At 37.2% G+C, this 12,609-nt stretch carries 13 protein-coding genes; 11 read left to right on the top strand and 2 right to left on the bottom strand.

What is annotated here, in order from left to right; translation table 11 throughout:
- Window positions 1-102: 102 nt before the first annotated feature.
- Window positions 103-1,125: an alpha/beta hydrolase gene (locus ACSBRB_RS05720; protein WP_435031976.1), complete on the top strand. Its 1,023-nt coding sequence runs from the start codon at window positions 103-105 to the stop codon at window positions 1,123-1,125.
- Window positions 1,126-1,231: 106 nt separating this feature from the next.
- On the opposite strand, the gene ACSBRB_RS05725 is transcribed toward ACSBRB_RS05720, so the two are convergent.
- Window positions 1,232-1,738 carry a GNAT family N-acetyltransferase gene (locus tag ACSBRB_RS05725; RefSeq protein WP_435031977.1) on the bottom strand — a complete coding sequence of 169 codons (507 nt, stop codon included), beginning with the start codon at window positions 1,736-1,738 and terminating at the stop codon, window positions 1,232-1,234.
- A 523-nt stretch (window positions 1,739-2,261) separates the two neighbouring features.
- Here ACSBRB_RS05725 and ACSBRB_RS05730 point away from each other — a divergent pair.
- Window positions 2,262-2,879 (top strand): DUF47 domain-containing protein, encoded by a 618-nt coding sequence (locus ACSBRB_RS05730; protein WP_435031978.1) that lies wholly within the window; start codon window positions 2,262-2,264, stop codon window positions 2,877-2,879.
- A gap of 12 nt (window positions 2,880-2,891) precedes the next feature.
- Window positions 2,892-3,899 carry an inorganic phosphate transporter gene (locus tag ACSBRB_RS05735; protein WP_107392902.1) on the top strand — a complete coding sequence of 336 codons (1,008 nt, stop codon included), beginning with the start codon at window positions 2,892-2,894 and terminating at the stop codon, window positions 3,897-3,899.
- Between the two features lie 203 nt (window positions 3,900-4,102).
- Here the strand turns inward: ACSBRB_RS05735 and ACSBRB_RS05740 are convergent, their stop codons facing one another.
- Window positions 4,103-4,942 (bottom strand): LysM peptidoglycan-binding domain-containing protein, encoded by an 840-nt coding sequence (locus tag ACSBRB_RS05740; RefSeq protein WP_435031979.1) that lies wholly within the window; start codon window positions 4,940-4,942, stop codon window positions 4,103-4,105.
- A gap of 335 nt (window positions 4,943-5,277) precedes the next feature.
- Here ACSBRB_RS05740 and ACSBRB_RS05745 point away from each other — a divergent pair, with 335 nt between their 5' ends.
- The 8 genes from ACSBRB_RS05745 (at window position 5,278) to ACSBRB_RS05780 (ending at window position 12,593) form a co-directional block, all read left to right on the top strand.
- Complete coding sequence (locus ACSBRB_RS05745) at window positions 5,278-5,931, top strand: Bax inhibitor-1/YccA family protein (protein ID WP_435031980.1); 654 nt, start codon at window positions 5,278-5,280, stop codon at window positions 5,929-5,931.
- Between the two features lie 247 nt (window positions 5,932-6,178).
- Window positions 6,179-6,895, top strand: coding sequence for a YebC/PmpR family DNA-binding transcriptional regulator (locus ACSBRB_RS05750; protein ID WP_435031981.1), 717 nt, complete (start codon window positions 6,179-6,181; stop codon window positions 6,893-6,895).
- Window positions 6,895-7,404: a cupin domain-containing protein gene (locus ACSBRB_RS05755; RefSeq protein ID WP_435031982.1), complete on the top strand. Its 510-nt coding sequence runs from the start codon at window positions 6,895-6,897 to the stop codon at window positions 7,402-7,404. The genes ACSBRB_RS05750 and ACSBRB_RS05755 overlap by 1 nt, the downstream gene beginning before the upstream one ends.
- Window positions 7,405-7,777: 373 nt before the next feature.
- A complete protein-coding gene (locus ACSBRB_RS05760) occupies window positions 7,778-8,488 on the top strand; it encodes a ribonuclease FAU-1 family protein (protein WP_435031983.1) in 711 nt (236 codons plus the stop codon).
- A 99-nt stretch (window positions 8,489-8,587) separates the two neighbouring features.
- On the top strand, window positions 8,588-9,457 hold the full coding sequence (locus tag ACSBRB_RS05765) for a LysR family transcriptional regulator (RefSeq protein ID WP_435031984.1): 870 nt from the start codon (window positions 8,588-8,590) through the stop codon (window positions 9,455-9,457).
- Between the two features lie 36 nt (window positions 9,458-9,493).
- Complete coding sequence (locus ACSBRB_RS05770) at window positions 9,494-10,708, top strand: sugar efflux transporter (RefSeq protein WP_435031985.1); 1,215 nt, start codon at window positions 9,494-9,496, stop codon at window positions 10,706-10,708.
- 9 nt (window positions 10,709-10,717) lie between these two features.
- Window positions 10,718-11,206: a DUF456 domain-containing protein gene (locus ACSBRB_RS05775; protein ID WP_435031986.1), complete on the top strand. Its 489-nt coding sequence runs from the start codon at window positions 10,718-10,720 to the stop codon at window positions 11,204-11,206.
- 226 nt (window positions 11,207-11,432) lie between these two features.
- Window positions 11,433-12,593, top strand: a complete 1,161-nt coding sequence (locus ACSBRB_RS05780) for an MFS transporter (RefSeq protein WP_435031987.1) — start codon at window positions 11,433-11,435, stop codon at window positions 12,591-12,593.
- Window positions 12,594-12,609 lie beyond the last annotated feature (16 nt).

Genomic DNA, 12,609 nt, shown 5'->3' on the forward strand with positions numbered 1-12,609 from the left:
TGAATATCAGCTTAAAGTCACATAGACTAGACATATGTGTTGCGTTAACCATATCAACGTAAAATAAATTGTGATACAATGCTTTCGAAAGGAAAGGTTTATATGCAGCAGAGACGTAAATGGCTGATCATTACGATATGTGTCATTTTAGCCGTGGCTTTACTGACAGGGTTACGCTTAAAATATCACTATGATGAAGTACATAAGAATGAAGGTACCAAACAAAAAGTACAAATCAACAATAAAAAAGTGAATTCATTTATCGACATTACATACAGTGAAGCTATTCCGAATAGTCGACTTGACATTATTACGCCACGGAATCTAGATCGAGACAATAAACTCCCAATCATCTTTTGGCTCCACGGGGGAGGCTATATTGCAGGAGATAAGCAATATAAAAATCCTTTACTCGCAGAAATCGCGGAACAAGGATATATCATCGTGAATATAGATTATGCATTGGCACCGGAATATCGTTATCCAACCCAATTACAACAAATGGACGCAGCTGTACGATTTATGAAACGTAATACACACAAGTTACCAATTGATTTTAATCAAGTTGTTATTGGTGGAGATTCTGCAGGTGCACAAATGGCAAGTCAGTATACAGCGATGCAAACAAATCAGCAGTTGCGTGAGGATATGCACTTTGAACAACAGTTTCAGCCAGATGCAATCAAAGCCGCAATCTTTTATGGTGGGTTCTATGACATGAAGACGGTGAAAGCAACTGAGTTCCCGCGGATTCAATTATTTATGGAAAGTTATACCGGAGAGCATGCGTGGGATAAACAATTTAAAAATCTGTCCCAAATGTCTACGATTAACCATATAACTGAGGACTACCCGGCGACGTTTCTATCTGTTGGTGATGCAGATCCATTCGTCAGTCAAAATAAGTCATTTAATGAAGCGTTAAATGCAAAAAACATCCCAGTTTCGACATTCTTTTATGATGGCTCACACCATTTGAAACATCAATATCAATTCCATTTAGAATTACCTGAATCTAAGCGGAATATTGAAGAAACATTGAAGTTTCTCAGTCGTAACACGTCATCATCAACATTCAATCAACCTTCAGACTCTGATGAAGGCGTTACACTAGATCCATATTAATTTTAAAAATGTGTAAAAAAATACGTCCGTCAAAGTTTACACTAGTGCGTAATACTTTGATGGGCGTTTTTAGATTGCTTGTGTCATTGTTTGAAGCTGGGCGGTATTAAATTAATAATTTTGCCATGACGTATTTATTATAATAGCGGTCGTCAATATACAGTTTATCACGTAGTTCACCTTCGATTTTGAAGCCGGCATCTTTGAACATATCAACAGCGGCGGTATTTTCAGGGACGACCGATACTTCAATACGACGAATTTGATGATTAGTGCACCAGGCTTCGACGGAGTTAATAAGTGCGCGACCTAATCCACGTTCGCGATAATGACGTATCACACCTAATGTCACTTTCGCTTCATGTTTCGTTCGTTCTAAACTTTCAGTCGTTACAATCGTATAGCCGACAAGTTCTCCATTATGTTCTGCTACGAAGATGGCGTTTGCGGGTGAGGTAATAAAGTATTCAAGGTGATCGATGGCATCTGTTTTTGAGGGCGCATACTCACCTTGGTTATATACCATATAATCAGATTCATCATATATTTTACTTACTAGAGAGACAAATTCATCTACATCTTTAATACTGATTTCTCGAATCATATGCGACATATCATTTCACCTCAATTCGTAGATATCTAAATACTATTATAGTATAAAATTTAATCAAAGACTTAAATTTAGAAGAAATTTTTTAACGTTTAAAAATATTAACAAAAACAAAACATTTTGTGTTTCTCATCGGAAAGTTGATTGATCTCCTTGAATGGTTGGTGTACTTAATGCGAATCCTTTCGATTGAGTTGCACTACATAGAGTAACACAATGAGGGAATTTGTGGAAATTTTAAAGTAAGAAAGGTAAACGGCATTTCGAATGTTAAGAATTTGTAAATTTAATTGTGAGTTTGTAAATTTTGTGCTATTTTCAAGTTAAGACATTTTTGATTTATGAGAATATGCCACCATTATGGTCGATCGAGATGAAATAGCATGGGGGCTATTTTGTGTCGGATGCGTATCTTATCAGTCTTTGTGTCGAAAGGGATTAAATAAATTTATTGAAGCGGAGCAAACATAAATGTAATGGAGGTACAAATGTATTTATGTTTTGGCCCCAATCGGAGGATTATTAAATGTTTAATAAGAAAAAAGATAAGTTTATGATTCAACTAGAAGAGATGGTCTATAATCTAGATCGTGCAGCAATAGAGTTTGGCAAGATGGATTTTAATACCCACCTAGATCTTAAAGCTTACTCAGATAACATTAAAACTTATGAATCACACGGTGATGAACTCATGCATCAAGTGATATCTGACTTGAACCAAACGTTTATTACACCAATCGAACGTGAAGATATCTTATCATTGTGTAATGCGATTGATGATGTGTTAGATGCGATGGAAGAAACATCAGCAATGTTTGAAATGTATTCAATTGAATATACAGACGATTACATGGCTAAATTCGTAGATAACATTCAAAAAGCCGTCGCTGAAATGAAACTCGCAGTGGGATTACTCGTTGAGAAAAAATTATCTCACATGCGCATTCATTCTATTAACATTAAAGAATTCGAAACCAACTGTGATGGCATTCTAAGACAGTCTATTAAACATATTTTCAACAGTGAAACAGATCCAGTCACGTTAATCAAAATTAAAGAAATCTATGAAAGTATGGAAGAAATATCCGATAAGTGTCAAGCTGTAGCAAATAATTTTGAAACTATTATCATGAAAAATAGCTAAGGAGACTTCACAATGGATTATATACTTGTCATTACGATTGCGATTGTTATTTTCAGTTTGATTTTTGACTTCATCAATGGCTTCCATGATACTGCCAATGCGGTAGCAACAGCCGTATCGACGAGAGCATTGACGCCAAAGGTTGCTATTTTCCTAGCTGCAATTATGAACTTTATCGGGGCATTGACGTTCACAGGGGTTGCTGGAACGATAACAAGCGATATCGTTGACCCATTCAAACTACAAAATGGATTAGTCGTTGTGCTTGCTGCTATCATCGCAGCAATTGCATGGAATTTAATCACATGGGTGTACGGGATACCAAGTTCCTCCTCCCACGCGTTAATTGGTGCGATAGCAGGGGCAGCGATTGCGTCTCAGCATTCCTTTAATGTGTTACACTATCAAGGTTTTTCAAAAATCATCATCGTGCTGTTATTGTCTCCTTTAATTGCATTTTGCGTCGGATTTTGTATTTACAGCGTTGTGAAAATCGTATTCAAAAATGCAAACTTAACAAAAACCAACCGCAACTTTAGATACTTTCAAATCTTTACTGCGTCATTGCAGTCATTTTCTCACGGAACGAATGACGCGCAAAAATCAATGGGGATTATTACATTAGCGTTAATCGTCGCAGGATTACAAAATGGCGGTAGTGTGGAACCCCAGTTCTGGGTTAAAGTGGCCTGTGCGACAGCCATGGGTCTAGGTACTGCAGTAGGGGGTTGGAAGATCATTAAAACCGTTGGCGGTAACATCATGAAGATCCGCCCAGCAAATGGGGCAGCAGCTGACTTATCTTCTGCCTTAACGATCTTTGTCGCATCTTCATTACACTTCCCATTATCTACGACACATGTTGTATCGTCATCTATCTTAGGTGTGGGTGCTTCAAATCGGATTAAAGGCGTGAAATGGAATACAGCGAAACGTATGGTCATTACATGGGTGATTACGTTACCGATTTCTGCCATACTCGCAGCCTTGGTCTTTTTCGTATTTGATATTTTTCTTTAACATTATTGCGACATCACACGTGGCGTGTAGGTGGCAACATTTTCTCATAATGATATAAAATAAGGCATTGGTTTAACCAAATCGGTTTTACCAATGCCTTTTTCGTTATATCATAAGTTCATATTTTCAGGCCTAAAAAAAGCCCTTCGATATCCAACCATGATGGTTCAATGTCGAAGGGTAAAATAAATGTATGATTAAAATTAATGAATGTAATTATAGCTTGAAACTTCTGATGCTGGAATTGTACGGTAATCTACAACGCCTGGTGGTGTATTATAGTTCATTTCAGAAATTAAAAGACTACCATCTGGGTTGACTTGTTCAACATAAGCAACGTGTCCTACAGCACCTGCGTATGTTTGTAAGATCGCACCAGCTTCAGGTCTGTTATCTACTAAATAACCATCTGCAGCTGCATTGCTTGCCCAGTGATCAGCGTTCCACCAGTAAGTGCTGATACCTTGTCCAGTTTCGGCACGACGATTAAATACGTGCCAAGTACATTGACCCCAGTCATATAAGTTTTGATGGTTGAACACTGGAGAGTTCGTTGAGTGTGATGTGTTATTTTGAGTAGCACTGCTGCCACTCCCTCCACCAGATGTAGTTGATCCATTAGGGATTGTTAATGTTTGATCTGGATGAATTAAATAACCATTTAAATTATTTGCACGCATTAACGCATCTACAGACACACCGTATTGGTTAGCAATCATGTTTAATGATTCACCTGATTTTACAGTATGGGTACTACCTGATGATTGGCTTGTACCTTGTGTAGATTTAGAACTTTGGTTTGAACTAGAGCTAGAGCTGTTTGAGCTGCCACCGATTGTAAGAACTTGACCTGGGAACACCATGTTGTCAGTTAAATTATTGTTCTTTTTGATGGCATCTACTGAAGTATTGTGTTGTTGTGCAATACTCCAAAGTGATTCACCGGATTGAACTGTATGCTGAGTCGAAGCTTCAGCGTCATGACTAGCTAAGAACGCTGCAGCCCCTGATGCAGCAGTAAGGGTAAAAGCTAACTTTTTCAACGATACTCCTCCTTTAATTCAACTAAGTCTGTAATGACTTATATTCTTTTTGTATTTAAATTTATTCGGATAATAAGACAATTCATATCGTAACAAAAAATGAAGCAGCTGTGGGGGTTTGTTATGAAGATGTAATATTTAGTAATAATTGTTTTTTTAAATTAAAGTCTTAAAAATAGGTCAACGACGGTATTCATTAAAAATCACATAAAAATAGCTTTTATAAAAAGTACGCAATCCTGTAATAATTGATTATATATTGAATTGCTTGATTAGGGTAGTTGAATTTGTGAGAATGTAAACAGTACTACAATAAGAAAAAGGGGGCCTATCGCATGGCTGATACAGCATCGAAACAGGAAAAGAAAGAGAAAAAAGAGAAATCTGAAAGCAAATCCTACGGTAAAGTTTGGCTATTCTTTATTTATTATTGGCTTATCTTTGGTGTAGGTTGTTATTTCGGACAATTCTTACCAATGGAATGGAGAAAACCATTATCTCTCGTGTTACTGGTTCTTGTCTTAGCTAACTTATTTATTAAACACGGGCGTAAATATGGTATTGTAATGTCTCACATCTATACGCTTGCGATTGGGCTGTTATCATTTGCAACATTTACGATTTACTTGCAAAATTTAGGCGCAGAAGTCTTCTATAAAAACGTCATTCTCGCAATCAGTGCATTTATCGTATTCGGCTTAATCGGTTATTTCTTAATCAACGACGCATCTGGTATGGGAAGATACTTATTTGTCATCCTCGTATCACTCATTATCGCTGGTATTGTTGGTATCTTCATTAACAATACGGTTTACCATACTATTACAACGATTGTTGGTTTACTATTATTCCTAATGTATACGATCTTTGACTTTAACCGTATGAAACGCGGCAACTTTAATGCTCGTGAACTCGGTTTTAATCTATTCATCAACTTACTAAATATCGTCAGAGATGTATTAAGATTAGCTGATCGCGTTAGAAAATAATGAATGAATTTATTTCTTTTTTATTGATTTCAATAGAACCATAAAAATAGAGGAGATAGAATAGACACGAAGATTGTGTTGTTCTATCTCCTTTTGTTATGATGCAACGAAATGGAGATATACTGCGAAATGTTTAATCATTTGATGGGATTATCGCGGTCTCTCTAGCTTACATCTAGGTATATCAACGCTTTTATTGTATAATAGACTTATCTATGACATGATTTTGAGAAAGTGAGATGAAACCATGGGACGTAAATGGAATAATATAAAAGAGAAAAAAGCGCAAAAGGATAAAAATACGAGTCGTATTTATGCGCGCTTTGGTAAAGAAATTTATGTGGCAGCACAATCAGGTGAACCTGATCCAGAAGCTAACCAAACATTACGCTTAACATTAGAAAGAGCGAAAACATATTCAGTACCGAAACATATTATCGACCGTGCCATTGAAAAAGCAAAAGGTGGCGACGAAGAAAACTATGATCAATTACGCTACGAAGGGTTTGGACCCAATGGCTCTATGATCATCGTTGATGCTCTAGCCAATAATGTGAATCGTACTGCATCAGAAGTCAGAGCTGCATTTGGTAAAAATGGCGGTAACATGGGTGTATCTGGTTCAGTTTCTTATATGTTTGACCACACTGGTGTCTTTGCCTTTGAGGGTCATGACGTGGATGACATTCTAGAATCACTTATGGAACAAGAAGTAGATGTGCGCGACGTGTTTGAAGAAAATGATCTTGTTGTGGTATATGCAGAACCGGATCAATTCGCACAAGTCCAAGATGCGTTGAAATCTGCTGGCGTTGACGAGTTCAAAGTAGCAGAGTTTGAAATGTTACCACAAACAGAAGTGGAACTGTCTCCTGAAGATCAAGAAACATTTGAAAAATTAGTCGACGTACTTGAAGATTTAGAAGATGTGCAAAACGTCTTCCACAATGTTGAGTTGAAATAATGGCACAAGATTCTATACAGCAACTCATCGATACATTGGAACTCATGCCACACCCTGAAGGCGGATATTTTAAAGAGACGATTCGAGGCGCTTATGATGAAACGTTGAAGCGGGAAAGCTATTCAAGCATTTATTTCTTGTTAACGCACGACAATATTTCACATTATCATCGCATCGATGCGGATGAAATATGGTACTTCCATGCCGGTCAAACGTTGACCCTACATTTAATCGACCCAGAAGGTCATTATGAGACGGTAACGTTGGGTCCCAATGTCGAAGCGGGTGATGTCTTGCAATATGTTGTACGAAAAGGCACTATCTTTGCTTCATCTGTGGAACAACCTGAGCATTATGCGCTCGTAGGTTGTATGTGTCAGCCAGTATTTCAGTTTGAAACGTTTGAAATGATTGCACGAGAAACATTGCAGCATGACTTTCCTCATTTAACAGCACAAGCGCTTCAATATGCTTTAACGGAAGCTGAGATAGACGCATCACAATCTTAAATTGAGGAGTGCCGTCGCAAGCATCTTGGATTTACTCATTTTAAAACGGTGTAAAGTTCACTGTCTTGAACTTTATCTTTATATAAACAGCGGTTTTTATTACAAAAAAATAAGAATCGCTGTTTTTGTTTTTTAGGGTATCGTTTGTGGGAAATAATGAATGCTGAAAGGGATACAGACATTTGAATATCTATTTTAAATAAGATGAAGTTCATTTTCTAGCTTCTGTAAAATCAATGCGATGCCACAAATAAATATATTTGAAGCTAAATCGTAAAATATGGTTATGATTAAATATAAAAAACGAGTTATTAAAGATTAGATGACATTAAGATAGCAGTTCTATATAATTAATAACAAGGAGTTGATGGCAGTGAAAGTAAAATATATTGATAAACGTCACTGGCGTCGTATCAATGATAGAGAATATACAGAAGTGAAAGTGAACAATAATAAATTTAAAGGCATCATAGGTCTAGTAACTATGAATAAAGTCAAAGAGCCTTTAGAAGTAACAGTCGTAGGACAAAAGATTGTCGTGGCAGATGACCACTACCAATGGCTACAAATCCTACCTGAAAATAAACGGTACAGTATCACCGTGATGTTGGACGATCAGGGGAATCCATTGGAATATTATTTTGATATTAATATCAAGAATATCACGCAAAAAGGGAACGCACGCACGCTTGATTTATGCTTAGATGTCTTAGTTTTACCCACAGGGGAATATGAATTGGTCGATGAAGATGATTTATTACACGTGTTAGAAGAAGGGCAGATTACACGTAAACAATATCACGAGGCTTATGTCATCGCACACCAATTAATGATACGGATCGATGAAGATTTTAAACAAATGCAAGATAAAATCATGTACTGCTATCACAAGATCAAAGCAAAGCACCAAAAACGTACGAAAATGCAACCACATCGAAAAAATCCGAAACCAACTAAAGGGAACCATAAACCTTTCGCTGAAAAGGTCAAATCACAAAACGGTAAAGCGCAAGCAACGACGACGAAAACACGCGCTACCCAAAATAAAACATTCAAAGATTTTAAACAAATGAATCACCGTTAATACGGATGTCTCTTAGGCATCAAATAATATCATCACGAGGCAGTATGGTATTTTAGGTTTGGCTTCCAATTAGTTCATAACATGCACAGGGGGAACATTATGAAAATTGAAGATTATCGCTTATTAACAACGTTAGATGAAACAAAGACATTAAGAAAGGCGGCAGAAATCCTATATATTTCTCAACCTGCAGTGACCCAACGTCTAAAAGCGATTGAAAGTGCATTTGGTGTCGATATTTTCATTCGTACGAAAAAGCAATTAATTACGACAACAGAAGGTAGTATGATTATCGAACATGCCAAAGATATGTTGAATCGTGAACGTGTTTTTAGGGATAAGATGCAAGCACATATGGGGGAAGTCAACGGTACAATTTCGATTGGTTGTTCATCGCTCATCGGTCAAACGCTACTACCTGAAGTGCTTCACTTATACACGCAACAATTTCCAAATGTAGAAGTTCAAGTACAAGTGGGTTCGAGTGAACAAATCAAAGCGAACCATCAAGATTATCACCTGATGATCATTCGAGGCAATAAAATGATGAATTTGACGAATACGCATTTATTTAATGATGAACATTATTTTATTTATCCAAATGATCGAAGTGAAGCGATAACGAAACAGCCCTTTATCGAGTTTCAAGCGGATCCGATATACATCAATCAAATTAAAAATTGGTACAATCAACAGTTAAACCAAGAATACTATGCGATGATTACAGTCGATCAAGTGGCAACGTGTAAAGAAATGTTATTAAATGGGGTCGGTGTGACTGTGTTACCTGAAATCATGATGAAACATATCGATCGTGACCGTTTTGCGTTTCAACGGGTGAATATCAATGAGGAGCCGCTTATTCGTTCAACGTATTTAAGTTATGACGCAAGCATGCAACAATTGCCTCAAGTCGATTCATTCATCAAACTATTGATGGACTTTGTGCATCAAAATGACGCAGAATAATCACTTGCACATTCTATAGAAGAAGGGAACACCGTTATGATTACCTCATTGTTCAAGATTAAAAACTATAAGCTATTCCTCCTCAACATGATGTTCTTGGGAATAGGGGTTGCAACTACTGTCCCGTTCTTAGTCCTTTTTGCTACGAACGACCTAGGAATGACGACGGCACAATTTGGATGGTTGCTTGCACTTGCTGCGATCAGTCAATTCACAGTCAATTCGATTATTGCTCGTTTTTCAGATACGAAGCGGATCAATAGAAAATTACTCATTGGGACAGCACTTTTCATGGGAGCAGTGAGTTTTTCTATTTATTTTTATGTACATAACGTCTGGCTGTTTATTATCATGTATGCATTATTCCAAGGTTTGTTTGCACCTGCAATGCCTCAGATGTATGCTTCTGCAAGAGAATCAATTAATCAATCTGCTTCGAGTGATCGCGCACAATTTGCAAATGCTGTACTGCGATCTATGTTCTCATTTGGTTTTTTATTCGGTCCATTAATCGGTAATTTACTGAGAGAGTGGCAAGGATATGCAGGACTGTTCGGTGGTACGGTAACGATTATTTTAATCACGTTAATCATGCAAGTCATCTTTTTCAAAGAACCGAAAACATCTCCTGGAGAAGTTACTTCAGATCAAGTACAGGTCGAAGCGAAAGCACCGAATATGTTGAAGGATAAAACATTACTGTTACCGTTTATCGCATTTATTTTATTACATATTGGACAATGGATGTACACGTTAAATATGCCGTTATTCGTAACAAATCATTTAGGAGAAGATGAAAAATATGTCGGTTATTTAGCGAGTTTATGCGCCGGGTTAGAGGTGCCTTTCATGGTTCTGCTTGGTGCATTATCAGTGCGGATTGGCACTCGCTACTTGCTGATCTTAGGTGGCATTTCAGGCGGTTTATTTTACTTTAGTATCGGCGTCTTTAACAGCGTCGCAATGATGTTAGTCGGCCAAGTCTTTCTCGCATTTTTCCTAGCTATATTACTTGGTTTAGGTATTAGTTACTTCCAAGATATTTTACCAGATTTCCCAGGTTATGCCTCAACATTATTTGCGAATGCCATGGTGTTAGGACAACTCGGTGGTAATTTACTCGGAGGTTACATGAGTGATATGGTGGGATTAGGCAATGTATTCTTTATTTCTGCTTTATCACTCTTTATCGGAATAGGAATCATATACATCACCAAATCTCAAAAATTCACGAAACAAGATACGGAGTAGGTTTTAAATATGTCAGTACTATTATGGTTACTTATTATCGTGGCGTTTGTCCTCGCATTTGTCGGGTTGATTAAACCAGTGATTCCATCTGTTCTCATGATTTGGATTGGTTTTTTAATCTATCAATTCGGCTTTCATAATGGCCATCTATCGTGGATCTTCTACGTATCAATGGCCATTTTGACAGTGCTTATGTTTGTCGCAGATTTTGTGACGAACAAGTACTTTGTCAGCAAATTCGGCGGATCAAAATTAAGTGAGTATGCGGCATTGATCGGTGTCATTATCGGTTGTTTTGTCTTCCCACCATTCGGCATTATCATCGTGCCCTTTATCTTGGTGTTTGTCGTAGAACTCATTAATGAACCAGATATCACTAAGGCATTAAAAGCAAGTTTTGGTTCAGTTGTTGCTTTTCTAACCAGTTCTATCGCAAAAGCGGTGCTCCTCATCGTGATGATAGTATGGTTCTTCGTAGATGCTTTACTAGTGAACTAGACCCATATGTGTTTGTATTGCTTAAGCGGTAATACAGACACATTTTTTATGTAGAAAAATCCAAATGCTGAGCAACTACAAAGAAGTTTTACAAAATTTACAATAATTAATATTGAACGAAACAAAAATTTAATATAAAAAATTATAAGCAAGATGTTGTTTATCTGGGGAATAATTTTGTATAATCTCCCTCGTGTTATTTTTTAAAACGTAAGGAGGGCTTAAGATGAAATATCCAGTAGCAATTTGGATGCTTGCCATTGGTGCATTCGCAATTGGTATGACAGAGTTTGTAATTATGGGATTATTACCTAACGTAGCGCGAGATTTAGATGTAACGGTTAGTCAGGCAGGGCAATTAATTACCGGTTATGCACTTGGTGTAGCAATTGGTGGACCCATTTTGGTCATGTTAACGATTAAATGGAATCGTAAACACTTGTTAATTCTGCTTATGGCGATATTTATTGTGGGTAACTTGGCAGCTACATTTAGTCCAAGTTATGGTTATTTAATGACAAGTCGTATTATCACTTCATTAGCACATGGTTCATTCTTCGGCATAGGTTCCATCTTAGCCGCGAGCATGGTCAGTCCATCGAAACGTGCGAGTGCGATGGCATTAATGTTCATGGGGTTAAGCATGAGTAATATCTTAGGCGTTCCTTTTGGTACATTAATCGGCCAAGGTTTAGGTTGGAAAATGACGTTCGCAGTGATTGCGGTGATTGGTACTATCGCTTTGATTGGTATTATCATATTGGTACCTTCACAAAAAGAACAAGTCCAAAGTTCAGTCATTAACGAATTAAAAGTATTAAAAGACAAACGATTATGGCTTACGTTAGCGATTACGCTTTTCGGATTCAGTAGTGTGTTTGCTTACTTCTCTTATATTTCTGAAGTATTAACAGATGTCTCTGGTGTACCTGAAAATCTCATTTCCTATATACTCATCATCTTTGGTATAGGGGTCACTTTAGGTAATGTGGTCGGTGGTAAACTCGCAGACTGGGACGTTAACAGAGCTTTACGTATTATCTTTGTGTTATTTATTCTATACTTCGTCGCACTATACTTTATCCAAATGAATAGCGTAGTTATGGTCGCAGGTGTATTCTTATTTGGTCTCATCGGATTCAGTATGAGTCCATCACTTCAATTCAAAAGTACCTTGGTCTCACAAGATGCACCTACGTTAGCGAGTACCTTGAATCAATCTGCCTTTAACTTAGGTAATGCTTTAGGTGCTTACGTAGGCGGTGTAGTTATCGATTTACTTCCAGTTAGCTCACTCAGTCTCGTTGCACCCGTATTAACATTTATCGGATTGATTTTCTTACTCATTACGATGCGTGTCGAAAAACATGATCACGTTGTACAATAATCACTTTTATCCAATT

The organism is Staphylococcus auricularis (assembly GCF_051172115.1).
GTDB classification, from domain to species: domain Bacteria; phylum Bacillota; class Bacilli; order Staphylococcales; family Staphylococcaceae; genus Staphylococcus; species Staphylococcus auricularis_A.